General features: G+C 65.6%; 23 protein-coding genes. 11 read left to right on the top strand and 12 right to left on the bottom strand.

Going from position 1 to position 26,195, the window contains the following annotated elements; genetic code table 11:
* Nucleotides 1-58: 58 nt before the first annotated feature.
* Nucleotides 59-2,098: a hydantoinase/oxoprolinase family protein gene (locus ACVIGA_RS33180; RefSeq protein ID WP_456669309.1), complete on the bottom strand. Its 2,040-nt coding sequence runs from the start codon at nt 2,096-2,098 to the stop codon at nt 59-61.
* Between the two features lie 7 nt (nt 2,099-2,105).
* Nucleotides 2,106-3,758, bottom strand: coding sequence for a hydantoinase B/oxoprolinase family protein (locus ACVIGA_RS33175; protein ID WP_456669308.1), 1,653 nt, complete (start codon nt 3,756-3,758; stop codon nt 2,106-2,108).
* A 279-nt stretch (nt 3,759-4,037) separates the two neighbouring features.
* Between ACVIGA_RS33175 and ACVIGA_RS33170 the strand changes: the two genes are divergently transcribed.
* From ACVIGA_RS33170 to ACVIGA_RS33155, 4 genes are read left to right on the top strand one after another with little or no spacing between them, the layout of a single operon-like run.
* Entirely contained in the window at nt 4,038-4,526 is a 489-nt protein-coding gene (locus ACVIGA_RS33170) for a DUF305 domain-containing protein (RefSeq protein ID WP_456669307.1), read from the top strand.
* The gene (locus ACVIGA_RS33165) at nt 4,526-5,983 is read left to right on the top strand and encodes a YncE family protein (protein WP_456669306.1); all 1,458 of its coding nucleotides are present in this window, start codon (nt 4,526-4,528) and stop codon (nt 5,981-5,983) included. Before ACVIGA_RS33170 ends, ACVIGA_RS33165 begins: the two co-directional genes overlap by 1 nt.
* Nucleotides 5,980-6,507 (top strand): RNA polymerase sigma factor, encoded by a 528-nt coding sequence (locus tag ACVIGA_RS33160; protein WP_456669305.1) that lies wholly within the window; start codon nt 5,980-5,982, stop codon nt 6,505-6,507. Before ACVIGA_RS33165 ends, ACVIGA_RS33160 begins: the two co-directional genes overlap by 4 nt.
* A complete protein-coding gene (locus tag ACVIGA_RS33155; RefSeq protein WP_456669304.1) occupies nt 6,504-7,268 on the top strand; it encodes an anti-sigma factor family protein in 765 nt (254 codons plus the stop codon). Before ACVIGA_RS33160 ends, ACVIGA_RS33155 begins: the two co-directional genes overlap by 4 nt.
* Here ACVIGA_RS33155 and ACVIGA_RS33150 read toward each other — a convergent pair.
* The 8 genes from ACVIGA_RS33150 to ACVIGA_RS33115 all read right to left on the bottom strand — a co-directional run bounded on the left by ACVIGA_RS33150 (nt 7,265) and on the right by ACVIGA_RS33115 (nt 16,122).
* Nucleotides 7,265-8,521: an MFS transporter gene (locus ACVIGA_RS33150; RefSeq protein WP_456669303.1), complete on the bottom strand. Its 1,257-nt coding sequence runs from the start codon at nt 8,519-8,521 to the stop codon at nt 7,265-7,267. The genes ACVIGA_RS33155 and ACVIGA_RS33150 overlap by 4 nt on opposite strands.
* Before the next feature lie 255 nt (nt 8,522-8,776).
* Nucleotides 8,777-9,622 carry a CmcJ/NvfI family oxidoreductase gene (locus tag ACVIGA_RS33145; RefSeq protein ID WP_456669302.1) on the bottom strand — a complete coding sequence of 282 codons (846 nt, stop codon included), beginning with the start codon at nt 9,620-9,622 and terminating at the stop codon, nt 8,777-8,779.
* Nucleotides 9,623-10,016: 394 nt separating this feature from the next.
* Nucleotides 10,017-10,958: an aliphatic sulfonate ABC transporter substrate-binding protein gene (locus tag ACVIGA_RS33140; protein ID WP_456669301.1), complete on the bottom strand. Its 942-nt coding sequence runs from the start codon at nt 10,956-10,958 to the stop codon at nt 10,017-10,019.
* The gene (locus ACVIGA_RS33135) at nt 10,955-12,049 is read right to left on the bottom strand and encodes an LLM class flavin-dependent oxidoreductase (RefSeq protein ID WP_456669300.1); all 1,095 of its coding nucleotides are present in this window, start codon (nt 12,047-12,049) and stop codon (nt 10,955-10,957) included. Before ACVIGA_RS33135 ends, ACVIGA_RS33140 begins: the two co-directional genes overlap by 4 nt.
* 30 nt (nt 12,050-12,079) lie before the next feature.
* Nucleotides 12,080-13,252 carry an acyl-CoA dehydrogenase family protein gene (locus ACVIGA_RS33130; RefSeq protein ID WP_456669299.1) on the bottom strand — a complete coding sequence of 391 codons (1,173 nt, stop codon included), beginning with the start codon at nt 13,250-13,252 and terminating at the stop codon, nt 12,080-12,082.
* The gene (locus ACVIGA_RS33125; RefSeq protein WP_456669298.1) at nt 13,246-14,043 is read right to left on the bottom strand and encodes an ABC transporter ATP-binding protein; all 798 of its coding nucleotides are present in this window, start codon (nt 14,041-14,043) and stop codon (nt 13,246-13,248) included. The genes ACVIGA_RS33130 and ACVIGA_RS33125 overlap by 7 nt, the downstream gene beginning before the upstream one ends.
* A complete protein-coding gene (locus tag ACVIGA_RS33120) occupies nt 14,037-15,053 on the bottom strand; it encodes an ABC transporter permease (protein WP_456669297.1) in 1,017 nt (338 codons plus the stop codon). The genes ACVIGA_RS33125 and ACVIGA_RS33120 overlap by 7 nt, the downstream gene beginning before the upstream one ends.
* Entirely contained in the window at nt 15,031-16,122 is a 1,092-nt protein-coding gene (locus ACVIGA_RS33115) for an ABC transporter substrate-binding protein (protein WP_456669296.1), read from the bottom strand. The genes ACVIGA_RS33120 and ACVIGA_RS33115 overlap by 23 nt, the downstream gene beginning before the upstream one ends.
* Here ACVIGA_RS33115 and ACVIGA_RS33110 point away from each other — a divergent pair.
* The 3 genes from ACVIGA_RS33110 (at nt 16,109) to ACVIGA_RS33100 (ending at nt 18,670) form a co-directional block, all read left to right on the top strand.
* Nucleotides 16,109-16,417: a hypothetical protein gene (locus ACVIGA_RS33110; protein WP_456669295.1), complete on the top strand. Its 309-nt coding sequence runs from the start codon at nt 16,109-16,111 to the stop codon at nt 16,415-16,417. The genes ACVIGA_RS33115 and ACVIGA_RS33110 overlap by 14 nt on opposite strands.
* A gap of 180 nt (nt 16,418-16,597) precedes the next feature.
* Nucleotides 16,598-17,584, top strand: coding sequence for an ABC transporter substrate-binding protein (locus ACVIGA_RS33105; protein ID WP_456669294.1), 987 nt, complete (start codon nt 16,598-16,600; stop codon nt 17,582-17,584).
* 306 nt (nt 17,585-17,890) lie between these two features.
* Nucleotides 17,891-18,670 carry an SDR family oxidoreductase gene (locus ACVIGA_RS33100; RefSeq protein WP_456669293.1) on the top strand — a complete coding sequence of 260 codons (780 nt, stop codon included), beginning with the start codon at nt 17,891-17,893 and terminating at the stop codon, nt 18,668-18,670.
* A 121-nt stretch (nt 18,671-18,791) separates the two neighbouring features.
* Here the strand turns inward: ACVIGA_RS33100 and ACVIGA_RS33095 are convergent, their stop codons facing one another.
* Complete coding sequence (locus ACVIGA_RS33095) at nt 18,792-19,091, bottom strand: HU family DNA-binding protein (RefSeq protein ID WP_021077434.1); 300 nt, start codon at nt 19,089-19,091, stop codon at nt 18,792-18,794.
* Between the two features lie 433 nt (nt 19,092-19,524).
* On the opposite strand from ACVIGA_RS33095, the gene ACVIGA_RS33090 reads away from it, so the two are divergent.
* The 4 genes from ACVIGA_RS33090 to ACVIGA_RS33075 all read left to right on the top strand — a co-directional run bounded on the left by ACVIGA_RS33090 (nt 19,525) and on the right by ACVIGA_RS33075 (nt 24,794).
* The gene (locus ACVIGA_RS33090) at nt 19,525-21,138 is read left to right on the top strand and encodes an ABC transporter substrate-binding protein (RefSeq protein WP_456669292.1); all 1,614 of its coding nucleotides are present in this window, start codon (nt 19,525-19,527) and stop codon (nt 21,136-21,138) included.
* 223 nt (nt 21,139-21,361) lie between these two features.
* Complete coding sequence (locus tag ACVIGA_RS33085; RefSeq protein ID WP_375784384.1) at nt 21,362-22,339, top strand: ABC transporter permease; 978 nt, start codon at nt 21,362-21,364, stop codon at nt 22,337-22,339.
* 2 nt (nt 22,340-22,341) lie between these two features.
* Complete coding sequence (locus ACVIGA_RS33080) at nt 22,342-23,172, top strand: ABC transporter permease (protein WP_456669291.1); 831 nt, start codon at nt 22,342-22,344, stop codon at nt 23,170-23,172.
* Entirely contained in the window at nt 23,169-24,794 is a 1,626-nt protein-coding gene (locus ACVIGA_RS33075) for an ABC transporter ATP-binding protein (protein ID WP_456669290.1), read from the top strand. Before ACVIGA_RS33080 ends, ACVIGA_RS33075 begins: the two co-directional genes overlap by 4 nt.
* A 30-nt stretch (nt 24,795-24,824) precedes the next feature.
* Here ACVIGA_RS33075 and ACVIGA_RS33070 read toward each other — a convergent pair whose 3' ends face one another.
* Nucleotides 24,825-26,192: an NAD(P)/FAD-dependent oxidoreductase gene (locus ACVIGA_RS33070; protein ID WP_456670944.1), complete on the bottom strand. Its 1,368-nt coding sequence runs from the start codon at nt 26,190-26,192 to the stop codon at nt 24,825-24,827.
* Between the last annotated feature and the right edge of the window lie 3 nt (nt 26,193-26,195).

The following is a 26,195-nucleotide window of genomic DNA, read 5'->3' as shown; positions in this document are numbered from 1 at the left end:
CGACCTTATCGCCCAAGCCAATGCCGGGAAAATGAAATGTTGATGGCGGAGGCGAACCTCAGCGCAATGTTATGTCGAGCCAGCCCAGCGGGTTGACCGCGACACGATCGCCGCTGTCGACCAGAACCGTCGTGGTTTCGGCCTCAATGATCGCGGGACCGGCCAGCGTATGGCCCGGCTTGAGATCGTCGAGCGCATAGACCGGCACCTCGCGCCAGGCACCAAACCAGGCCTGCCGCTTGCCGCGCGGCGTGCAGGGTGCGACTGAGGCGGCCTCGCCGGCATCGCCGCCGCCGCGCGCCACCTTGCCGACCGCGGCGACGCGGGCGTTGACGAACACCACCTCCTGCCCGCGCGAGGCATAGGTGTAGAGTTCCTCGTGGCGGCGATGGAAGCGCTCCTCGATCTGCGCCACGAGATCCGCGGCGTCGAGATCGAGATCGCCGAGCGGCACGTCGATCTCGAACACCTGCTCGCCATAACGCATCTCGGCCGAGCGCTCGATCGCGATGTCGCCCTTGAACCAGTCGCGCAAACGGCCGGCCGCCTGCTCCTCCAGTCCGGCGAACAGCGCCCGCACTTCGTCCGCGGAAATGCGGCCGGTGCCGTAATGGGTGCGGCTGACCTCATAGCGCAGATCGCTGGTCAGCATGCCCCAGGCCGACAGCACGGAGGCGACGGTCGGCACGATGATGCGCTTGATCTCGAGCTCGCGCGCAACTTCGGCCGCGTGCATGCCGGCCGCACCGCCGAAGCTGAGCAGCGCGAACTTTCTGGGATCGACGCCGCGGCGCAGCGTCATCAGGCGGATGCCGTCGGCCATCTTCAGATTGATCATCTTGTAGATGCCGGCGGCGGCCTCGATCCGCGACAGCTCGAGCGCCTTCGCGATCCGGTCGACCGCGGCTTCCGACGCCGCGCGATCGAGCGGTCGCGCGCCGCCCATGAAGGCCGCGGCATCGAGATAGCCGAGCACGACATTGGCGTCAGTGACGGTGGCAGCTAGACCGCCATTGCCGTAGCAGGCCGGGCCCGGCACCGAGCCCGCGCTCTCCGGCCCGACCCGCAAGGTGCGGCCGCCGTCGACGCCGGCAATCGAGCCGCCGCCCGCCGCAATGCTGGCGATGTCGAGGCTGCGCAGCGCGATGCGCTGGCCGGCCAGCATGCCGTCGGCCGACAGCGAGGCCTCGCCATCTGCGATCAGCGAGATGTCGGTCGAGGTGCCGCCCATGTCGAACGGCACGAGATCGGGAATCCCAAGCATCTCGGCGCAGCGGCGGCTACCGGAAATGCCGCCCGCCGGGCCCGACAGCACGGTGCCCGCGGCGAGCCGCGAGGCTTCCTCGACCGGCGCCATGCCGCCATGCGACAGCACGACGAACAGCGAGCCTTTGAAGCCGGCCTCATGCAGGCTTCGCTCGAGATTGGTGAGATAGCGCCGCACGGTCGGCTCGACATAGGCGTTCACGATCGTGGTCGAGACGCGCTCATATTCCTTGATCTGCGGCAGCACGTCGCTCGAGCGCGACACGCTGACGTCAGGCAGCTCCTTCGCCAGCCGCTCGACCGCGGCGAGCTCATGCGCCGGGTTGAGATAGGCGTGCAGGAAGCAGACCGCGACGGAGTTCGCAGCCGACCGTTTCACCTCGGCGATGACGTCGCCGAGCGCTGTGGCATCGAGCGCAACCGCCGCGCTGCCGTCGGCCTTCAGCCGTTCGCGTACGCCAAACCGTCGTTCGCGCGGCACAAGCGGCTCGGGCGGCGGCGTGCGCAGATCGTAGCGATCCGGCTTCAGCCCCTCGCGCATCTCGACGACATCGCGATGGCCCTCGGTGGTCAGCAGCGCGACCTTGGCGCCCTTGCGCTCTAACAACGCGTTGGTCGCAACCGTCGTGCCGTGCACGAGGCGATCGGTCGCGGCGAGCATCGCCGTGCGCGTGACGCCGAGGCGGCGCGCCAATTCCTCAAGCCCCGCCATGACGCCGACCGACTGATCGGCCGGCGTGGATGGTGATTTCGCAAACACAGTTCGCCCGGTTTGATCCGTTGCTACCAGGTCGGTGTAGGTGCCGCCGACGTCAACCCCAATCGTGTACATCGCTGCCCTATACCGCCTTCGAAACCAGACCTTGCGCGACGTCGCGCGCCCGCGCTTCCGCCGATCGCTTCTCCGATGGACCCCAGCCGCCCCCACCGGACGAGCGGATCTCGAGGCAGTCGCCGGGGCGCAGCTCGATGCCGACCTCCTTGGTCTTCAGCACGCGCGGCTCGCGGCCCTCAGACAGCAGCCGGTAGTGATGCGGCTCGCCGTCCTTGCCGCCGAGCATGCCGCACGGGCCGTGGCGCGCGCCGTCGCCGGCGGTGTTGCCCTTGGCGGACTTTGCCGTCTCCAGCACCATGTCGAGCGCGACGCCGAGCCCGCCGCGATGCTGGCCGTCGCCACCGGAATCCGGCCGGAATTCGTGCTGGCGGAAATGCAGGGGAAAGCGCACCTCGGCAACCTCGATGCTGCCGAATTTGAGACCGCCGACCGAGTGCCATTCGCCGATCGAGGAGTAGCCGTCACCGCCGGGCGACGCGCCGCCGCCGGGCCGCGCCTGGAACATGTGCCAGATGAAATTGCGTCCGTTGCGTGGATCCTCACCCTGGATCGCGATGCGGAACCGGCGGCCCCAGCCGCCCATCACGCGATCCGGACAGGAGGCCGACATCGCCTTGATGATGGCTTCGACGATTTCGTTGGAGGGATGGCTGGTGCACAGCGTCACCGGGCGGCCGGGATCGGCCCACACGATGGTGCCCTGCTTCGCCACCACCTTGAGCGGCCGCAGCGCGCCGGTGTTCTTCGGAATGTCGGCGTCGATCAGATAGGCAAAGGCCATCGCGACCGCGGCCTGCATGTTGGCATGCGAGGAGTTGACGAAGCTCGTCGACTGCGGATCGGAGCCGGTGAGATCGACCTCGATGTCGCTGCCCGTCTTGGTCACCTTGGCCGCGATCTTGATATCGGTGCGGCCATGGCCGTCATCGTCGAGCAGGGCTTCGCCGTAGAACACGCCGTCCTTCCAGGTCGACACCACGGCGCGGGTCTGCTGCTCGGTCGCGTCAAGGATGGCCTCGATGGCAGCTTCGACCGTCTCCGCGCCGAACTCGCTGAACAGTTTTGCGACGCGGCGCTCGCCGAGATGCGCGGCGCCCAGCATCGCCGCAAGGTCGCCGCGGAATTCCCGGGGGTTACGGATGTTGAGCGCCAGGAGGTCGAGCAGGTCCTCACGCGGCTTGCCGGCCTCGTAGAGCTTGATCGGCGGAATCCGAATGCCTTCCTGATAGATCTCGGTCGCGGCCGGATTATAGGCGCCATGGGTGGCACCGCCGATGTCGCTCTGATGGGCGCGCACGATGGTCCAGAGCAATCGCTTGCCGCCGTCGAACACCGGCACGAAGGCGGTGAGATCGGGCAGATGGCTGCCGCCCTGATAGGGATCGTTGAGCAGGATGACGTCGCCGGGCGCGACATCCTTGAAGCGTTCCTCGACCGCGAGCGTCGCCCAGGGCAAGGCGCCGACGTGAACCGGAATATGGTCGGCCTGCGCGATCAGCCGCCCGCCGGTGTCGCAGATCGCCAGCGAGAAATCGCGGCTGGAATTGAGGATCTGCGAATAGGAGGTGCGAAGCATGGCTTCGCCCATCTCCTTCACGATCGACGACAGGCGGTGCTGGACCACGGAACGGGTGATCGGATCGATCTTGGCGGACATTTTTGCCCTTGTGGGCGCATGGGATTGCGCAGAGAGGATCGCGGAACCGGTCGATCAGGACCGGAATTCCTTCTTATAGCCAGAGGCTTGCCATTCGCAAATCGGCCGGTTCGGCCGTAACGGGGTATTCCATCGATCAGCAAGTCGTGATCGACAAGAACCGACCTGGCGACGGAATAGAACTCACGCCACCGCGTCCCACCCATGCAAGCCGGCCCCAAGGCCCAAACGCCAAGGCCGGACCGCTCGGGCTTCCCCGACAACTCCCAGGGTGACGCAATGCTTCCTCGATTCCTCAAATCCGGCCTCGCGCCGCTCGGCGCGGCCGTCCTGCTCGCCGTTGCCGCGGCCGCGTTCGCACATGACGGCGATCATCATCCGGCCGAGAGCGCGCAGATGGCCGACGAGAGCGCCTTCCTCGCCGAGAACGATGCGGCGATGACCAAGATGATGAATGACATGGCCGCCAAGCCGAGCGGCGACATCGATCGCGATTTCGTCGCGATGATGACGCCGCACCACCAGGGCGCGATCGACATGGCCGTGATCGAGCTGCGCTACGGCAAGAACGAGCGCCTGCGCCGGATCGCACAGGAGATCATCGTCGAGCAACGCCAGGAGATCGACGCCATGAAGCTCGCACTCGGCGAACAGGTCACGGACACGACGCCCGCCCCGACACAACAAGCCGGAGCGACACCCGGCCCGGCGACCACCCACGACCACATGAACATGCACCACGACATGATGAAGCAGGAGACCAAGTGATGACGAGCCCATTCGTGAAGGGCCTGCTGGCCACCAGCATGATCGCGCTGTCGACGTCGGCGTTTGCGGGACAGGCGCCGGGAGCTGCGTCCGCGCCCGATATCCCGATCAGCCATCACGACCGCGTCTACGCCGCCGAGCAGTTCTCGAACACGGTGTCGGTCACCGATCCCGTCGACAACAAGCTGCTCGGCGTGATCAGGCTCGGCGACCCGCAGCCCGGCAATTTCAGCCCGCTCTACAAGGGACAGGTATTGGTCCACGGCATGGGCTATTCGCCCGACCACCACACCCTCGCCATCGTCTCGATCGGCTCGAATTCGGTGACCTTCATCGACACGGCAACCAACGCAGTCAAGCACGTCACCTATGTCGGGCGTTCGCCGCACGAGGCGTTCTTCACGCCCGACGGCAAGGAGGTATGGGTCACCGTGCGCGGCGAGAACTACATCTCGGTGATCGACGCCTCGAGCTTCAAGGAAGCGATGCGGATCGAGGTGCCGGCGGGACCAGGCATGCAGATCTTCTCGCCCGACGGCAAGTACGGCTACATCTGCTCGTCGTTCAATCCGGAGACCGACGTGGTCTCGGTCGCCGACCATCAGATCGTCGCCAAGGTGAAGCAGGAAAGCCCGTTCTGCCCGAACATCGCAGCGACGCCGGATGGCGAGCAGGTGTGGTTCACGCTGAAGGATGTCGGCAGGACCCAGGTGTTCAACGCCAGGCCGCCGTTCAACCTGATCAAGACGATCAACACCGGCCCGATCACCAACCACGTCAATTTCGCGAAGACGGCCAAGGGGACCTTGGCCTATGTGACCATCGGCGGCACCAACGAGGTCAAGGTGTTCCGCACCGACGACTTCTCGGAGGTCGCGACCATTGCCGTCGGCAACCTCCCGCACGGCATCTGGCCGTCCGGCGACGGCACGCGGGTCTATGTCGGCCTGGAAAACGCCGATGCGCTGGCCGCGATCGACACCGCCACCAACAAGGTGATCGCCAACATCCCGATCGGCCAGGCGCCGCAGGCCATCGCCTATGTACCGAACGCTGCGCCGAACCCTGACGACCGCCAGAACCTGCAGGCGCTCGGCGTCGGCGGCCAGGCCGCCCACCTCACGCTCGCGGCGAAGAAGGACGCCAAGGGCCACAAGCCGCCGACCAGCGTTTCGCTGTTCGATCAGGGGTTGATCCAGGTGGTGCAGGCATCGGTCACCGGGCTCGAACCCAAGCAGCCCTACGTGCTAGGATTGGCCGAACATGCCGATGGGACGGGATCGGTGCAGCCGCTGGCAGCCTTCATGACCAACCCCGCCGGCTCTGCGATCGTCAACGCCGCGGGTCCGATCCGCCAGATCGTGCAGAGCGCGGCCAAGGCGGAACGGCGCTATCTCGTCATCGCATCAGGTGAACCGGCGAAACTCGGTGCGGTCATCCAGGTGCAAACGCCATGAACGACATGCTGCGCCTCGTCGAGCCCCTGATACCCGCCTTGCGGCGGTATGCGCGGGCCTTGGTCCGCGATCACGCAGCGGCCGACGATTTGGTGCAGGACTGCCTGGAGCGCGCCGTGATTCACTGGGAGCAGCGGCGGTCGGACAATCCGCGGCCGTCGCTGTTCGCCATCCTTCATAACCTCGCCATCAACCAGTTTCGCCGCGCAACGACGCGCGGCGTCCATGTCGCGATCGACGAAACCAACGAGGATGCATTCGGCCAGGACGCAGAGCAGGAGCACAAGGTGACGTACCGCGATGTCATGGCGAAGCTCGCAAGGCTTCCGCATGACCAGCGGGCGGTGCTGCTGCTCGTCGGCGTCGAGGACCTGTCCTATGCCGACGCCGCAAAGGTGCTTGGCGTGCCCATCGGCACGGTAATGTCGCGGCTGGCGCGCGCCCGCGAGCGGCTCCATCAGGAGTTGGAGGGCACTGCCGGCGACCTAAACAATAATATTGTGCAATTGCGGAACAAGACATGAGCAACCGACCCATTACCGAAGACGATCTGCATGCCTATGTGGATCGCGCGCTGGAGCCGGAGCGCGAGGCGGAAATCACGGCCTATCTGGAAAAGCATCCTGATGTGGCCAAGCGCATCGCCGCCTACTCCGATGAGCGCAACCTGTTGCGATCGGCATTGCTGCCGATTGCCGAGGAACCGCTGCCGCCGCAGCTCAACCTCGCCCGGATGATCGAGCGCCCGCGCCGCCGTCCCTCGTCATTGCGCTGGGCCATCGCAGCGATGCTGATGCTCTCGATCGGCGGCCTCGGCGGATGGGTGATCCGTGGCGCGACGCAGGCGCCTTCCGGCGGGCTTGCGGCGCTGGCCGAAGAAGCAAGCGATTCCTACAAGGTCTACGCCTCGGACCGCACCCGGCCGGTCGAGCTGCGCGGCAGCACCGAGCTTGTGCAATGGGTCTCGAACCGGCTGCGTCAGCCGGTCAAGCTGCCTGATCTGAGCAAATCGGGATATCGCTTGATGGGCGGACGGGTGGTGCCGACCGCGCACGGTCCGGCGGCCATGTTCATGTACGACGATGATCACGGCGAGCGGCTTGTGGTCCTCACCCGTCCGATGACGTCGGATCAGAACGCGCCGATGGCCGCGCATTCGGGTGGCGACATCGCGGGTGTCTCCTGGGCCGACGGCGGCACGGGCTACAGCCTGGTCGGGCCGCGCGGGGTCGATTCCTTGCGGCCGCTTGCCAACGAAATCCGCAAGCAGGCGCAGACGATCTAGGCCGCTGAAGGCCGCGTATAGATCAGGAACAGCACGATCCCGATCACCAGCGCGCCGGCGATGAACAGCAGCACCGCGGGCAGCCCGAACAGCGCCGCGACGCCGGCGGTGCTGAATTGCAGCAGCGCCGCGCCGAGGAAGAAAGCGAGATTGACCGACGACAGCGCCTTGCCGGTGTCCTTAGCGTCGACCAGTTGCCGCGTCATGCCGTAGATCAGCGGCTGCGCCGAGGTCGCAAACCCGATCAGGATCAGCAGCACCAGATCATATTGCACCGGCATCATCACGGGGACACCGAGCAGGGTCGAGACCGGGAAATGCGGCGCGCCGGCCGCCATCAGCACCAGCAGCAGCGCGGCGACGGCATGGGTCGACGCCACCATGGTGCGGCGATGCCCGAACTTGCGATCGATGGCGCCGATACAGGCCGGGCCAATGATCATCGCCAGCGTGAACAGCCCGAGCACATTGCCGGCCTCGATGCGGCTCAGACCCTTCATATCCATCAGCCACGGGCCGCCCCAGAGTCCGCGCAGCACCAGCGAGGCGCCGAGCGACACCAGCGACAGCGCGATCAGTCCGCGCAGGCCGCGCGACAGGCCGAGCCGCAGCACCTCGGCCATCTGCTGCAACGGCGAGGAATCGTCCGCATGCGCCGCCGGCTGCCGCGGCACCAGCGCGAGCACCGCGATCAGCACGACAATGCCGAATCCGGCCGAGATCCAGAATCCGGCGCGCCAACCGAACTGGTCGACCACGAAGGCCAGCGGGCTTGCCGACAGCAGCATGCCGATATTGCCGATCGAGAGGATCAGGCCGGACCACAGGCCGAACTTCGCCGCCGACATCTGCTTCGCCGCCAGCGTCATCGGGCACATCAGCATGCCCGAGGTGGCGATGCCGAGCATCAGTTGCCCGAGCACGAAGCTCGCGGGCCCTGTGGCGAGCGCCGAGACCAGCGTCCCGACCACGGTACCTCCGAGCAGGCTCAGCGACACCGGCCGCACGCCAAAACGGTCCATCGCGGCGCCAACCGGGATTTGCGAGGCGGCAAAGGAGAAATGGTAGATCGAGGTGAGGCTTGCCAGCGCCTGCGGCGAGGTGCCGAAATCGCGCGCCATCAGATCGAGGCTGATCGCCGGGATCGTGCGCAGCAGCGTCGACAGCATGTGGCCAGAGGCCAATGCCAGAAGCGCAAGGACCAGGGCGCGGAACCCGATCCCCGCTGCTTCCTTCGTCACCACGCCGTCCATGAGTAGCCCTCTCCCCGAGCAGTAAGGGGGACGGGCGTAACATTATTGGGACAGGGGTGCCAAGTTTGAGAGCAGAGCTGATGGACTCAGCCTATCCGCGGGCACACCTCACCTCTCCCGCTTGCGGGGGAGGTCGACGCGCAAAGCGCGGCGGGTGGGGGTTCTCTCCGCGATGTGACTCGTGGAGGGAGCCCCCACCCCGGCCCTCCCCCGCAAGCGGGAGAGGGAGCACACTTGTCTCGCGGTCAGACACTTCTACTGCTTATGGAACACCAGCGTGCGGAGCTCGATGCTCTCGCGCGGCGCAGCATCCGCGGGCGTGGTTGGATCGACAAACGCCGTGTGCGGTCCAAACCGGGTCCGGCCGTCGGTCGCCGAGTCGTAGCATTTCAGCAGGATCGCCTCGTCCGGCGTCATCTCGGGAATGTAGAACCAGCGATGGTTCGGGTTGTACTTCACCGAATAGGTTTCGCCGCTGCGGTTCGGATAAATCAGGTCGGAGGCGATCAGATCCTCCGGCGCAATCGTGGTGCCGTCGGCCATCGCAAGCGGTGCATCGCGCAAGGGGCCGCGGATTGGGCGCCACAGATTGATCACCTGGACGCGGCCCTTGACGAGTTGCTCGGCCTCGTCTGGCAAGTGCTCGAACACCCGGTTGTGGCCGGAGATGGCGGTCTGGTCGACATGGACGCGGGTTGCGGGCTGACGCGGGCCGCCGCCACGGATATCAGCCGCACCTTCGACGCGCTTGCGCACGGTGTGATCGAAGATGAAGACGCGATCCGCCTTCAGCGTCGCCTTCAGGAAGGCTTCGACGGCCGGGTAGTAAACGTTGCGGACTTCTTTGTCGTCGTAATAGTCCTTCACGAAGGTCGGATGCTTGACCAGCGCAAAGCCTTCGCGGTCGAGCGAGAAGCTGTCAGCGATCAGACGCCCGTCAAAGATCGGAACGTTATGGGCTTCGGGCAGCGCGGTGGATTTGGGTTCGCCGGGCGGCGGATCGAAAGCGTAAGTCCGGGGCTTGCCCGGCGTCGGCGCGAGATAATTCAGTTCAGCGGTCACAAACGGCAGCGACTCGATACGAGTTTGTTGAAGGCCCACGGTGATCTCCCGGACTCGATTGTTGCTCTGTTTGATGTTGGCGGTGCCGGCCGGGGTGGCAAGGCCGCGGCGAAAATAGCAACGTTGCGTTTCTGGAAGGTGCCGCGCGGGGAAAATCCTTGCTGGAGGCAGGCGCGCCGACGAATAGATGTTTTGGCGATCACGGATCCGTTAGCGGTATCGCAAGCTGCCCCCCTCATCAGGAGAGGCTGTGGACCTATCCAATCCGTCATTGCGAGGAGCGATAGCGACGAAGCAATCCATCGGTCCGCATATGCCGCGCGATGGATTGCTTCGCTTCGCCCGCAATGACGCGGATAGAGCGCGCCCATGGTTCGAGACGCACATTCGCGCTCCTCCGCCGTGAGGGCCGAAAGCAGCAGGATTGCGAAGCCTACAGCCCCGCGCCCTTCTCCACGGCCGCGCCAAACGAGCGGTCGACGATGTCGGCGGCGTTGATCTTCTGCCGGATCAGGCCCCAGCGGTCGTAGAGGTCGATGGTCTTCTGCTCGTCGGCCACCACGCTGTCGTCGATAGGCGCGATGCGGATCTTGGCCCGTGTCAGCCAGTTCAGCGGCACCGCAGGCGGGATGTTCATCAACCTGCCCCAGGTCGCAGCATAACCTTCGACATTGTTCTGCGACCATGCGCGCGCGGCCGCGAGGCGACGCACGAAATCCTCGAGCTCGGCGCGCTTGTCCTTGATCGCGTCCGGATGTGCGACCTGGAAGCCGAGACCCGGCGTGAGGCCGTCGGCCGTGATGACGAGGCGCGACTTGAACAGCACCTCCTCCTGGCTGACGTAAGGCTCCCAGGTCGACCAGGCATCGACCGAGCCTTGCGTGTAGGCGACCTTGGCATCCGACGGTGCCAGGAACACGATCTGGACGTCGCTGGCCTGCCATCCCCTGGACTCCAGCGCCGCGAGGATCAGCTGATGCCCGATCGAGCCGCGGCCGGTTGCGATCTTCTTGCCGCGCAGATCGTCGAAACTTTTCATCGCGGAATTCTCAGGCACCACGATCGCAAGCCCTGCCCGCGATTGCCGCACGGCGGCAATCGCCTTGATCGGGATCTTGGCGGCGGCCGCAAACGTGAACGGCGCGTCGCCGACCAGGCCGGTGTCGATCGCGCCCGCCCCGAGCGCCTCGAGCAGCGGCGCCGCGGCGGCGAACTCCTTCCATTCGATCTTGTAGGGGACGTCCTTGAGCACGCCGGCCGCTTCCATCACGGCCTGCGAATTGCCCTTCTGGTCGCCGACGCGCAGCGTGGTCTGCGCAAAGGCCGGGTCGATGGCGGCGAGCGCAAGCGCCGCCGCAACGATGAGACGGATCATTCGGCAGCGATCCCCCGCTGCTGGTCGCGCGCATCGATCAGCTTGCGGGTCAGCGGGATCAGCTCGCGGCCATAGTCGATGGCATCGACCAGCGGATCGAAGCCGCGGATCAGGAAGTGGCTGACGCCGAGATCGTAGTAATCGGCGAACACCTGGGCGACCTGCTCGGGCGCGCCGACCAGCGCTGTCGTGTTGCTGTTGGCGCCGGTGAGTTTTGCAATTTCGGTCCACAGCCGCTTGTCGATCCGCGTGCCCTGATCGGTCAGCGCCCGCAGCCGCTTGGCGCCGTCGGTCGCATGATTGGGCCGGCGGTAGCCGGTCTGATCCTGCAACGCGGTGGCGCGCGCGAGGATATGCTCCGCCTTCGCCCACGCCTTCTCCTCGGTGTCGGCCAGGATCGGCCGCACCGACAGGCTGAAGCGCGGCGTCGGGCGACCGTGCTTGGCCGCGGCAGCGCGCACCCGCGCCGTGACGTCGCGCACCTGGGCGTAGGATTCGCCCCACAGCGCGAAGGTATCGGCGTGCTTGCCCGCGACCTCGACCGCGGCATCCGAGCCGCCGCCGACGAAGGTGTAGATGCCGCCCTTCTGCAACGGCTTCACCTGCGAGAAGCCGTTCTCGACGTTGTAATACTTGCCGCTGTAGTTGAACGGCTTCTCGCTGGTCCATTCCAGCCGTACCACGTCGAGAAATTCGTCGGTGCGGGCGTAGCGCTCGTCCTTGTCGTCGAGCGTGTTGCCGTCCTGGCGCAGCTCGATTGCGTTGCCGCCGGTGATGACGTGCAGCGAGACCCGCCCGCCATAGAACTGGTCCAGCGTCGCAAGCTGGCGCGCCAAGAGCGTCGGCGCGGTGAAGCCGGGCCGCTGCGCGATCATCACCTTGAGCTGCTTGGTGATGGTCAGGACATGCTGTGCGACCTGCAGCGCGTCCGGCGTGGTCGAGTGGAATGCCAGCAGCGCGCGGTCGAAGCCGGCGAGCTCATGCGCCTTGGCGACGGTCTCGATATAGGGCGGATCGAGCACCGGGCCTGAGCGGACGATGGTCTCGGAGGCATTGTTGTTGGTGATGAAGCCGATGAACTCGACCGGCATGACTGACAACTCCGTTGTTGTTGTGTTGTTTCAGACGCCCAGCACGGAGCGTCCGGCGGAGACACGGGTGGCATCGTCTTGCGGGGTATGGACGCGGCCGCACAGCACGTCACGGTAATGCCGCTCCAACGGATTGGTGCGCGACAGGCCATGATTGCTGGTCAGCGACAAGGCATCCTCCACGACTGCTGCGGCGTTATTGGTCACCGTCAGCTTGATGATGTTAGACTCGATTGCGGACAGCGGGAAGCCGTTATCGAAATCGGCGGCAAAGCTGTCGATCAGGCGGGCATTGACTGCAAGGCGGGCCTCGATTCCGCCGACGACCTCCTGCATGCGCGGCAGCGTCGCTAGCGGCGCGCCGAGATTGGCGGGCACCCGCTCTTTCAGGAATTTGACCAGCCAGTCGCGGGCAGCGCGCGCGATGCCGTCATAGATCGCGGCGACGAAGATCGCATGCACGGTCGCCTGGGTGACGTCAGGAACCTTCCAGTCGTCGGGCCTGCGGACGTCGATCTCGTAATCCAGCGGAAACACCACGTCGTCGAAGATCACGGTGTGGCTGCCGCTGGCGCGCAGGCCAAGATGATCCCATGTCTCCTCGATCCGCGTTCCCGGCAGGCCGGCGGGAACCAGAAACAATCCGACACGGGCGTCCTGCTCGTCGGTCTTCGCCCACACCGAATACCATTTCAGGATCGGCGCGCCGGTTGAATAGATTTTGCGGCCGGTCAGCCGCCAGCCGGTTTCGGTGCGGCGCGCCGTGGTCGCCGGCAGGCCGCCGCGCGCGGGCGAACCGAGTTCGGGCTCGACGCGCAATGCGTTGATCAGCGCCACGCCCTCGACCGTTTCCCTGGCGAGCTTACGCGACAGACGCGCCGGCCATCGCGTGCTGCGCGCCATCACCAGATGCTGGATGTAGTGCATCGACAGCACCAGCGCGGTCGACGGATCGGCCTTGCCGACGATGCCGAGCACGCGCGTGGCATCGTGCGCGCCCGCTCCGCCACCGCCCAGCGCCACTGGCACGGTCAGCGCGAGCAGGCCTTCGCGCGAGAGGTCAGCGAAATTCTCGAAGGGAAAGCTGGCGTCGCGGTCATGCGCGGGAGCACGCGCGGCAAACACCTCGGCGAGCCGCAACGCGCGCGCGATATGCTCAGGCTCGTTCGTCGGCGGCAGCTCCCGCGCCGCGGTCGTCACCATGTCGCCTCCAGTCCGAGCAGGCCGAGGATCTGCTTGCGCAGCTCGGCCAGATAGGGATCGCCGCGATGCCGCGGGTATGGCCGCCCGACCGCGATGTCGGCCTTGATCCGCGCCGGGCGATCGGAGAGCACAATGACGCGGTTGGCGAGCACCAGCGCTTCCTCGACGTCATGGGTGACGAGCAGCGTGGTGAAGCCCTTGCGCTGCCACAACGCCACGAGCTCGGCCTGCATCGCGATCCGCGTCAGCGAATCGAGCTTGCCGAGCGGCTCGTCGAGCACCAGGATCTTCGGATCATTGACCAGCGCGCGCGCCAGCGCCACGCGCTGCGCCATGCCGCCGGAGAGCTGGTGCGGATAGGCATTGCGGAACGAGGACAGGCCGACCAGCTCGATCACGGCGTCGACCCGGTGCCGCTGCGCCTTCAGGATACCCTGCGCTTCCAGCCCGAGCGCCACATTGTCCCACACCGAGCGCCACGGAAACAGCGTCGGGTCCTGGAACACCACGACACGCGACGGATGCGGGCCGCTGATGCGGACTTCATCCTCGCGCAGCGCGCCGCCGCGCGGCTTCTCGAGCCCCGCGACCAGCCGCAGCAGGGTCGACTTGCCGCAGCCGGACGGGCCGAGCAGCGCGACGAATTCGCCGGCCGCGATCGACAGGTTCACATTGTCGAGCACCGGCAGCAGAGCGCCGTCGATATCGAAGGCATGGCTGACGCCTTCGATGTCGAGCTCGGCGCCGACCGCAGGATAGGTGATCGCTTCGGCGGTGGACTGCACTACCATTTGACGACACCCTTCTGCCAGACCAGCAGGCGGTCACGGGTCCTGAACAACAGCGTGATCGCGCCGGAGCAGAGCAGCGACATCACGATCAGCGCCGCATACATGTTGGCATAGGCCGCCCAGCCCTGCGCCCATTGCAGGTACCAGCCGAGCCCGGCCTTGACGCCGATCATTTCGGCGACCACGAGCACCGCAAAGGACGAACCGAGCCCCATGAACAGGCCGACGAACACGTGCGGCAGCGCGGCCGGGATCGCGACCTTCAGCACCAGGAACGACGGCTTGGCGCCGAGCGTGCGTGCGACGTCGTAATAGGCGCTGCTGACGCTCGCCACACCCGACCAGGTCAGCACCGTCACCGGAAATCCGGTGGCGAGCGCGATCAGGAAGGTCGAGGCGCTCCAGCTCGACGGGAAGGTGAAGAACGCGATCGGCAGCCAGGCGGTCGCCGGCAGCGGACCGATGAAGCGCAGCACCGGATGCACCCAGTAACCGATCTTCTGCGACCAGCCGATCGAGACGCCGGTGACAAAGCCGATCGTCGCGCCGATGATGTAGCCGCCGAGTTGCAGCTTGATGGAGGCGAACACGCTGTCGAGCAGCTTTGGCAGATCGTCGGTATAGACCTCGAGGATCGATTGCGGCGGCGGGAAGAACGGCAGCGGCAGCCAGGCGAATTTCGCGGTGGCGACCTCCCACAGCGTCACGAAGGCGCCGAACGCCACCAGCCATGGCGCCCGCTTGCGCAACGCCTGCCCGGCGCTGCCGAGATAATCCGCGCTGAATGTGCCGAACAGGATGAAGGCCGCGATCACGATTGCGCCGATCCCAAGCGACTCCGTCCGCGACCAGTCGCCGACATCGGGCCAATAGAGGCACGACAGCCCGAACGCGAGCCAAACGAGGCTCGCCGCAAGCCCGACACCGTAGCTTCCGGAGAGGTTCGCGAACGTGACCGCGGCACGCGGCGCGGCGGCGGCCGTCGTGTCAGACACTGAATACGTCGACATAGATCCGCTCCGCGAATTTGGCCGTGTCGGTGCTCTGCTTGAACACCTGCACCGATTTCAAATCGTCGGCGTAGCCCTTCAGCTCACGCTTGAGCACTTCGCCGGTGGGATGATGGTAATGGGTGTGGTAGCGCGCCATCGCCTCGAGATCGGCGAGGCTCGCCGCCTTCGGCGCATAGGGCTGGAACGATTTTGCCGCCTTGTCCGGATTCTGCGAGGTGAACATCGCGGCATCGAGCAGCGCCTGGGTGATGGCGCGCGCCACATGCGGCTCTTCCCGCACCAGACTGCCGCGCAGGCCGACGATGCAGCAGCTCTTGTCACGATATTCGCCGTCGAGGTTGGAGGCGACTTCCTTGTACTGCGCATCCTTCAGCCAGAGATAGGCCAGCGGATCCGACGACAGGAAGGCCTGCACCTCGCCCTTCTCGACCGCGACGTTCAACAGATTGCCGGGATAGGCGCGCCAGTCGACATCCCTCACCGGGTCGATGCCGAGCTTGGAGAGCTGGATCGAGAAGAAATTCTTGTCGGGACCTGCGAGATCGCCGACCGCGACGATCTTGCCCTTGAGATCGGCGAGTTTGCCGACGCCGGAATTGGTGCGGGTCAGCACGCGCATGCAGCCGCCATGGGTGCCGGCGGCAATCTTGACGTCAAAGCCCTGCTCGAGCGGTTTCAACCAGCGCAGCGCCATGCCGAGCCCGGCGTCGCTCTTGCCGGTGGCGATCGCCTCCAGCAGCTGGTCGGTCGAACCGGAATAGTTGACGAGCTCGACGTCGAGGTTCTGCTTCTGGAAGAAGCCGTGGTCGATCGCGACCGGCAGCGGCGCGAGGCAGACCGCGCCGGCATTCCAGGACAGCTTCAACTTGCGCGGCACGCCGGTCAGCGGGGGCGCATCGGAGGCGGTCTTGCAGATCGGGAATTCGGAGAAGTCGATCGCCGATGCGACCGGGCGCGGCGCGAACGCCTGCGCGCTATAGGCGCCGATCGGCGCGGCAAGAGCTGCAGCGGCGCCTGCACGCAGTAAGGTGCGGCGATCCATCACCGTCTTCTTGTTCGTCGACATCATCACTCCTGCATTTCGGCAAGGCTCCGCCCCGCGCACAAGACGTGTCCGTCTGCGCGCCCCGTCGTTCGAAGCTCATGGTTTAGAAAAAAGCGGATTTCTCCGGCGCTATTGCCCTCAAAGCAACGCGCAAATGATGCGGCGCGACAAGTTCACCGTCAATGAAATGGAATTTCGAATGTGGTCGGCGCGGCAGCTAAACTCTCCACGATCGCAGCGCGCGACGATGAAAGCATTTTCGCTGCTGTCGCGGCGCAAGCGCGCGGCGGAACGGCATCGATTGCACCGAATTTGAGCCAAACAGCGCCGCTTGCGCGATGTCTTCTACGCATGACGGTCCGGCGAGATCATCCTTGCTGCGCGCGGGCTGATTTCAGTTTTCCGTTTCGTTGACGGCGAACGGCTTGCTCATAGACTTGGTCGAACGCTGCCGCGCTTTCCGACGAGCAGCGAATGAATCAGAAAGAAAATGCATATGCGCAAACTGACCCGCTCGGGTTCTCCCTATAGTTTCACACGCCGCACCGCGGCCGCGCTGATCACGGCCGCGATCACGCTGTCGACATCGGCCGCAGCGTTCGCGGCTGATGCGATCGTGCTGCGGGTCGGCGACCAGAAGGGCGGCAACCGCTCGCTGCTGGAGATATCCGGTCTCGCCAAGGATCTGCCCTACAAGATCGAGTGGTCGGAATTTCCGGCCGCAGCGCCGATCCTGGAGGCGATCAATGCCGGCGCGCTCGATGTCGGCTACACCGGCGATCTGTCCTTCCTCACGGTCTATGCGTCGGGCGCGCCGATCAAGGCGATCGGCGGCACGCGCTCCGATGCGCGGACCCAGGCGATCCTGGTGCGCGGGGATTCGCCGATCAAGGCGGCGGCCGACCTAAGGGGCAAGCGCCTCGCCGGGACGCGGGGCGGCTGGGGCCAATTCCTGATCAATGCGACATTGGAGAAGGCCGGCAGCAGGATCGAGGACGCAACCTTCGCCCCGCTCGGCCCGGTCGACGCCAAGATCGCGCTGCTCGCCGGCTCGATCGACGCGTGGGCGGTGTGGGAGCCCTACGTTTCCTACGCCAAGCTGAAGGACAATGCGCGCGTCGTCGCCGATGGCGAGGGCCTGACGCCGACCATTACCTTCATCGTCGCCTCCGACAACGCGATCGCGACCAAGCGCGCCGCGGTGCAGGATCTGGTGCAGCGGCTCAACAAGGCACGGCTGTGGTCGCTCGACCATCTTGCCGAATACGCGAAGAGCACGGCCGAGCTCACCAAACTGCCGGAAGACGTGCTGCTCGCCGCCTACACCGCGCAAAAGACGAGCCCGATCGCGATCGACGAGGCCGTGGTGAAGGAGGTGCAGGCCGCCTCCGACCGAGCCACGCGCTACGGCATCCTCGGCAAGACGCTGGATGTCGGCAAGGCCGTCGACCGCAGTTTTACGGCAAGCGCAAGCTTGAACTAGCGATCCTCACCTCCCCTTGAAAAGGGGAGGTCGGTTTGCGCAGCAAACCGGGTGGGGATTTTGCCTCCGCGAGCGCTGGCGTTCGTGGAGAGCAACCCCCACCCCGCCCTCCCCCTCTCAGGGGGAGGGCGACGAGCGGCGCAGCTCGCCTCACGGAGTGCGTGCCGCCCCTACAATGGAGATATCCGATGTCCGGCCCGCTCCATCTCGCGATAATCGTCACGGCACACCTGCTCTGCATGACCTTGTTGGTCGCACTGTCGGTTTGATAGCGTTCTCTCAGGGCCAGCCCCAGGGAGAACAACAATGAACCTATCCATGAAAGACCGCGTCGCGGTGGTCACCGGCGGCAGCAAGGGCATCGGGATCGCGGTGGCGCGGCGGTTTGCGGAATCCGGCGCCAAGGTCGCGATCCTCGCCCGCGGCGCGGCCGACCTCGCGGCGGCGCGCGAAGCGCTCGCCAAGGACGGCCTCGTGGTGCGCGATTACGTCTGCGACGTCGCGAAGGCCGCCGACATCGCCAAGGCACACGACCAGATCGTCGCGGATCTCGGCAAGATCGACGTGCTGGTCAACAACGCCGGCACCGCGCGCACGCTGGCCTTCGAGAACATCAGCGACGAGGCCTGGCAGGAAGACCTCGACCTGAAACTGTTCGCCGCGATCCGTTTCAGCCGCCTCGTCTGGCCGGGCATGAAGCAGCGCAAATGGGGCCGCATCATCAACGTGCTCAACACCTTTGCGAAGGCGCCGGCCGGCAATTCGGCTCCGACCTCGGTGTCGCGCGCTGCCGGCATGGCGCTGACCAAGGTGATGGCCAATGAAGGCGGCGAGCACAACATCCTGGTGAATGCGCTCTTGGTCGGCCTGATCATGAGCGATCAATGGGTCAAGCGACATGCCGCCCAGGCGCCGGACACGGATTTCGGGGAATTCGCCAAGGGCCTAGCCAAGGGCACGCCGCTCGGCCGCATCGGCACGGCGGAGGAGTTCGCCAACCTCGCCTGCTTCCTGGCTTCGGAGCAAGGCTCCTACATCACCGGCACCGCCATCAATGTCGATGGTGGCCGATCACCGGTGGTCTAGCACTTCGGCTTCGATCCAGTCGAAGCCGAAGCGCCAGGGTCTTGCTTTGGCAGGCAGCAACCTACGGCAGGAAGCGACGGCTCAAAAGCAAAAGGCCTCCGTCACCGGAGGCCTTCTATTCTTAAACCGCGTCCTTGGCGGCCTTGACCGGCCGTGCGCGGACGATCTTCCGGGCCGGCTTGGCCTTGAACATCATCTCTTCGCCGGTGAAGGGGTTGGTGCCCTTGCGCGCCTTGGTCGCCGGCTTCTTGACCACAACGAACTTGGCGAAGCCGGGGACGAGGAACACCCCGGCCTTCTTCAGCTCCTTGTGGCCGACATCGACGAGCGAGTCCAAAACGTTCTTGACGTCGCGCTTGGAGAGTTCGGTGGTGGTCGCGATCTTCTCGATCACTTGCGACTTCGACAGTTGGGTAGCCATGGTTGCTCCATTGATTCTGGAGTGGGCACGATATGGCGGAAAACGCCGAGAAAAACAGTGTTTTCTGCACTCACCACAGCAATATCGCTGTGGACAGCCCCCGAATCAGAGTTTTTTCCAGTGTTTTTTCCAGTCAAGTCGCTTCCGACCCCTAAAATTACAGCGTTTGCGCGGCTTCGGGGCGCCCGAAACGTCCCCTTGAGAGAATCACTCGACGCGTCCCGCGCGTCCTGTGTGCGACAATGTTGCGTCCAATTCGGGTTGCGGCGCACTGCGGCGCGCCACTTCAGGTTTCGGAAACGATCCTTCAAAAAGGCCGAGGCATTAGAAATGACTCGGGTTCCCATTCCATCGTAACATCGCAAAGGGGCGCCACGGCCGATCGGCTGGCCGCCCGATGCAAGCCTTTATCTATGTTCCGGAGACCCCGCGTATGGATTTGTCCCGCCTTGAGATCAACCGCCGCACGGCCCTTCTGACCTCGGCCGCAATTGCGGCCAATGTCATCAATCCGATGCGGGCATTCGCGCAGGAAACCCCGCGCAAGGGCGGCGTGTTCAACGTCCATTACGGCGCCGAGCAGCGCCAGCTCAACCCCAGCATTCAGGCCTCGACCGGCGTCTACATCATTGGCGGCAAGATCCAGGAAAATCTGGTCGACCTCGACGCCAACGGCCAGCCGGTCGGCGTGCTCGCCGAGAGCTGGGAGGCGACGCCGGACGGCAAGACCGTCACCTTCAAACTCCGCAAGGGTGTCACCTGGCACGACGGCAAGCCGTTCACCTCGGAGGACGTCGCCTTCACCGCGATGAACATGTGGAAGAAGATCCTCAACTACGGATCGACGCTGCAGCTGTTCCTCACATCGGTCGATACGCCCGATCCGCAGACCGCGATCTTCCGCTACGAGCGGCCGATGCCGCTGAACCTCTTGCTCCGGGCCCTCCCCGACCTCGGCTACGTCTCCGCCAAGCATCTCTATGAGAGCGGTGACATCAGGCAGAACCCGACCAATCTGGCGCCAGTCGGCACCGGCCCGTTCAAATTCGTCAAATACGAGCGCGGGCAATACATCATTGCCGACCGCAATCCGGATTACTGGCGGCCGAACGCCCCCTATCTCGACCGCATCGTCTGGAAGGTGATCACCGATCGCGCCGCGGCGGCCGCGCAGATGGAGGCCGGCGAACTGCACTACAGCCCGTTCTCGGGGCTGACGATCTCGGACATGGCGCGGCTCGGCAAGGACAAGCGCTTCATCGTCCAGACCAAGGGCAATGAAGGCAACGCCCGCACCAACACCATCGAGTTCAACTTCCGCCGCAAGGAACTGTCCGACATCCGCGTCCGCCGCGCCATCGCGCACGCGATCAACGTGCCGTTCTTCATCGACAATTTTTTGGGCGATTTCGCCAAGCTCGGCACCGGCCCGATCCCCTCGACCTCGACCGACTTCTATCCCGGGCCGAACACGCCGCAATATGCTTACGACAAGGCCAAGGCGATCGCGCTGCTGGACGAGGCCGGCTTCAAGGCCTCCGGCGGCAACCGCTTCTCGCTCAAACTGCTGCCGGCGCCGTGGGGCGAGGACATCTCGCTGTGGTCGACCTTCATCCAGCAGTCGCTCGGAGAAATCGGCATCCAGGTCGATATCGTGCGCAACGATGGCGGCGGCTTCCTCAAGCAGGTCTATGACGACCACGCCTTCGATCTCGCGACCGGCTGGCACCAGTACCGCAACGACCCCGCGGTCTCGACCACGGTGTGGTACCGCTCCGGTCAGCCCAAGGGCGCGCCGTGGACCAACCAGTGGGGCTGGGAGGACAAGACCGTCGACAAGACCATCGACGATGCCGCGACCGAGGTCGATCCGGCCAAGCGCAAGGCGCTCTATGCCGACTTCGTCAAGGAGGTGAACACCGAGCTGCCGGTCTGGATGCCGATCGAGCAGATCTTCGTCACCGTGATCACCGCCAAGGCGCGCAACCACTCCAACACGCCGCGCTGGGGCTCGGCGAGCTGGCACGATCTTTGGCTGAGCGCATGAGGCGGCAAGCCTTGCTTCTCCCTCGCCCCGCTCTTGCAGGGTCAAGACGAGCGAAGCTCGCTCTTAGAGGGCTGGGGTGAGGGGCTCTCTCCACCAATATTGCTCTATCGATGGACCTGTACCCCCTCACCCGGACTGCTGCGCAGTCCGACCTCTCCCCGCAAGCGGGGCGAGGTAAGAAGAGGCCGGTGTCCACTTCGTTCGAAAACGCTATAGATAACCGATGCGTATCCTGAGCCTTGCGGGGCGGCGGCTGGCCGCCTCGATCCCGACCCTGTTCCTGATCCTGATCGGCGTGTTCCTGCTGTTGCAGCTCGCGCCGGGCGACACCGTCGATGCGCTGATGGCGCAGATGGGCGGAGGCGATGCCGCGACCGCGCAACAGCTGCGCAAGTTCTACGGGCTCGACCTCTCGGTTCCGGCGCAGCTCGGCAACTATCTGTGGCACCTGGTGCGGCTCGATCTCGGCTTCTCCTCGATCTACGGCAAGCCGGTGGCGACCGTGATCCTGGAACGGCTGCCGCCGACCATCCTGCTGATGACCGCATCGCTGTCGTTCGCGTTCTTCTTCGGTCTCGTGTTCGGCGTGATCGCCGCGCGCGGCGTCAACCGTTGGCCGGACACGTTGATCTCGACGCTCGGCCTGATCTTCTACGCCACCCCCTCGTTCTGGTTCGGGCTGATGGCGATCGTGGTGTTCTCGGTCTATCTGCAATGGCTGCCGTCCGGCGGTTTCCAGGACATCGGAACGGTGCAGACCGGCATCCGGGGCGTGCTCGATATCGCCGCGCACCTGGTGCTGCCGACGCTGACGCTCGGGCTGATCTTCCTTGCGATCTATTTGCGCATCATGCGCGCCTCGATGCTGGAGGTCCTGAACCTCGATTTCGTCCGCACCGCCCGTGCCAAGGGCCTGGACGAGACCCATGTCATCACCCGCCACGTGCTGCGCAACGCGCTGCTGCCGATGGTGACGCTGATCGGCTTGCAAGCCGGCACCATGCTCGGCGGCTCGGTCGTGGTCGAGAGCGTGTTCTCGCTGCCCGGCCTCGGCCGCCTCGCCTATGAATCGGTGGTGCAGCGCGACCTCAACACCTTGCTTGGCATCGTGTTCGTGTCCGCCCTGCTCGTCATCGTCGTCAACTTTGTCGTCGACCTGCTCTACGCGCGGCTCGACCCGCGCATCGCGGCGGAGGGCTGACGATGGACACGGTGAAACGCTACTTCCGCAGCCCGGCCGCGGTGATCGGCCTGATCTTGCTGCTGCTCATCATCGCGATGGCTGTCAGCGCCGGCTTCCTCTATCCGCGCGATCCGCTGGCGCTGGCGGGCCGGCCGCTGGTTTGGCCGTTCTCCAATCCACGCTTCCTGCTCGGCACCGACAATTCCGGCCGCGACATCGCCGCGCAGATCTTCTACGGCGCGCGGATCTCGCTCCTGATCGGCGGCGTCGCCACCGTGATCGCGATCCTGATCGGCATCCTGGTCGGTGCCTTCGCCGGCTATTACGGCGGCTGGGTCGACAATGTGCTGATGCGGATCACCGAGGCATTCCAGACCCTGCCGAACTTCGTGCTGCTGCTGGTTCTGGTCGCAGTGTTCGGCTCGACCTTGACCACGGTGACCATCGCGGTCGGCGTGGTGTCGTGGCCGGCACCGGCGCGGCTGACCCGCGCCGAGTTCCTGTCGCTGCGCAATCGCGAATTCGTCCAGGCCGGCAAGACGCTCGGCATGAAGGACCTGCAGCTGATCCTCGGCGAGATCCTGCCGAACGCGCTGCCGCCCGTGATCGTCTATGCCAGCGTGGTGATGGCGGTCGCGATCCTCTTGGAAAGCGCGCTCGCGTTCCTGAGGCTGTCCGATCCCAACGTCGCCTCCTGGGGCAATCTGATCGGGCTCGGCCGCGATGTGCTCCGGGTGCAATGGTACGTCTCGGCGATCCCCGGCATCGCGATCCTCGTCACCGTGCTGGCGGTGTCGCTGGTCGGCCAGGGCCTCAACGATGCGCTCAATCCGAGGCTGAAGAGCCGATGAGCGACACGGTCCTTTCGCTCGACGGCCTGACCGTGCGCCTGCCCAAAGGCGCCGACCGGCCGCATGCGCTGTCCGACGTCTCCCTGTCGGTCGCCTCCAACGAGATCCTCTGCGTGGTCGGCGAATCCGGCTCCGGCAAATCGATGATGGCGAACGCCATCATGCGGCTGCTGCCGAACGAGGTTGGGATCGAACGGGGCCGGATGATGTTCGACGGCCGCGACCTCTGCGCCGCCGATCCGGCCGAAATGCGCGAGGTGCGCGGCGCCGGGATTGCGATGATTTTCCAGGAGCCGATGACGGCGCTCAATCCACTGCGCACCATCGGCGACCAGATCGGCGAGATGTTTGCGATCCACACCGCTCTCTCGAAGGCCGAGATCAATGCGCGCGTGCTGGCCCTGCTCGAGGACGTCCGCATCCCCGACCCCAAGGCGGCCGCAAAGGCCTATCCCCACGAGCTCTCCGGCGGCCAGCGCCAGCGCGCCATGATCGCGATGGCGCTGGCGCTGGATCCGAAGCTCTTGATCGCCGATGAGCCGACCACCGCGCTCGACGTCACGACGCAGGCGCAGATCCTGAAGCTGATCCGCGATTTGCAGCAGCGCAAAAAGACGGCTGTGCTGTTCATCACCCATGATTTCGGCGTGGTCGCCGAGATCGCCGACCGCGTCGTGGTGATGCAGCACGGCGCGATCGTCGAGCAAGGCGCGGCCGACACGGTGCTGAACGACCCGCAGCACGCCTACACCAGGCAACTGATCGCGGCGGTCCCGCCGCTGACTGCGCCGCCGCCGCGCATCCTTTCCGGCAAGGATATTCTGACCATCGACGGCGTCTCAAAAACCTATCGCACCGGCGGCTTCCTCGGCCGCGGCGCGCGAGTGACGGAGGCGGTCAAGAACGTCTCGCTGCGCCTGCCGCGCGGCGCGACGCTCGGCATCGTCGGCGAATCCGGTTCGGGCAAATCGACGCTCGCGCGCTGCATCGTCCGGCTGATCGATCCCGACGCCGGTTCGATCGTGCTCAACGGCAAGGACTGGGCGAAGCTCGGCCGCGAGGAGATCAGGCGCGAGACCCGCCACATCCAGATGGTGTTCCAGGATCCGTTCGCCTCGCTCAACCCGCGCCGCAAGGCGGCTGAGCTGGTGGCGCAGGGACCGATCGTGCACGGCACCGATCGGGCGATCGCGATCGCGGAAGCGCGACAACTGTTCGAACTGGTCGGGCTCGACCCGTCCGCCGGCGATCGCTATCCGCATGAATTCTCGGGCGGCCAGCGGCAGCGCATCGGGCTCGCGCGGGCGCTGGCGCTGAAGCCCGATGTGCTGGTCGCCGACGAACCAGTCTCGGCGCTCGACGTCTCGGTGCAGGCGCAAGTCTTGAGATTGCTCGCCGGGCTGCGCCAGCGGCTCGGCCTCTCCATCATCTTCATTACCCACGATCTGCGGGTTGCCGCGCAGATCTGCGATCTCGTGGCCGTGATGAAGGATGGCGCCGTGGTCGAGCAAGGGCTGACCGCCGAGGTGTTCGGCAGGCCGCAGCATCCCTATACGCAGGCGCTGCTGTCGGCGATCCCCGGCGGCGACTTCACGCGCAAGCGCGATGCCTTGATCGCCTGATCAAGCCGCGCACGTGGCGTCGGCGTACATTCACCGCGAGCGGCGCGAGGCGAGCAATTGCTCCGCCCAGCGCAGCAACTCGAAGCGATCGCCCCTGACCAACTCCTGGGCATCGCGGCGCCGATAGAGCACCAGCATCCAGGGCGCGAGCTTGCGCAGCAATCCGTGCGCCATGTACTGCACCGGCTCGGTGAACGGCAGCGCCAGCTCGCTTTCCGGCACGCCCTGCACTGCCTTTGCCAGTTCGCGGCCGAGCGGGATCGTCAGCGCGACGGCGCGGCCGTTGCAGCCGGTCCAGCCATAGGCGTTCGGTCCGAGGCGATGCATGCGGGGCAGGAAATCCGCCGTCATTCCGACATAGCCGTTCCAGACATAGTCGAAGGAGACGTCGCCGATCTGCGGCCATATCAGCTGCAACCGCTCGGTGACCCGCGCCTTCAGCCGCCCGGTCTTGTCACCCGGGCCGAGCACGGCGCCGCCGGTGACGAGGCGATTGCGGGCGTCGTAGCGCGCGAAATACAGCTCGCCATGGGTGTCCGACATCGCCTGCCGGCCGGGAATGATGGTCCTGCGGACATTGTCCGACAGCGGCTGCGTCGCCATCTGCCACGACAGCACCGGCATCACCTCGGTCGCGATCTCAGGCACCAGCGTTTTCGCGAACTCGCCGCTATAGGCATTGGTCGCCACCACCAGCGCGCGGCCTGAGATCTCCCCCTTTTCGGTCTTCACCACCCAACGATCGCCGCGGCGCTCGAAACTGAGCGCAGGCGAACGGGCGTAGATCCGCGCGCCGAGGCCGAGCACGGTGCGCGCCAGGCCCCGCGCCAGCGCCAGCGGATTGACGTGACCACCGGTCCTGTTCCAGAAGCCGCCGTACCACGCATCCGAGCCGAGCATGTCCCTGGTCTGGTCGCGCGACAGCAATTCGACCGGCGCGCCGAATTTCGACCATTGCTGCACCCGCCGCTCCGCGATCTTGATCCGGCCCGGCGAATGCACCGGCTGCACCCAGCCGGCCTGCTCCTGCTCGGCCTCGATGTTGTAGCGCTTGACGACGTCGAACAGCATTGCCGCGCTGTCGCGCAGCATCACCACGAAGCGCTCGCCGGCCGCGCCGTGCCTCTTGATGATGTCCTCGGGATCGGGACGCGACAGCGTCGGGATCACCTGGCCGTTGTTACGGCCCGAGGCGCCCCAGCCCGGCTCGGCGGCCTCGACGATTGCGACGTCGACATTGGCCTCGCGCAGATGCAGTGCGGTCGACAGACCGGTGAAGCCGCCGCCGATGATGACGACATCGGCCTGCTGCGCGCCGGTCAATTCGGGACAATCAGGGCCGGGAGGCGTCACTGCTGCCCAGAGCGAATTGGGCCAGCGCACGGCATTGCTGCTCATCAT

This window comes from Bradyrhizobium sp. USDA 3240, assembly GCF_054063295.1.
This window is presented reverse-complemented; position numbering and strand designations above follow the sequence as displayed.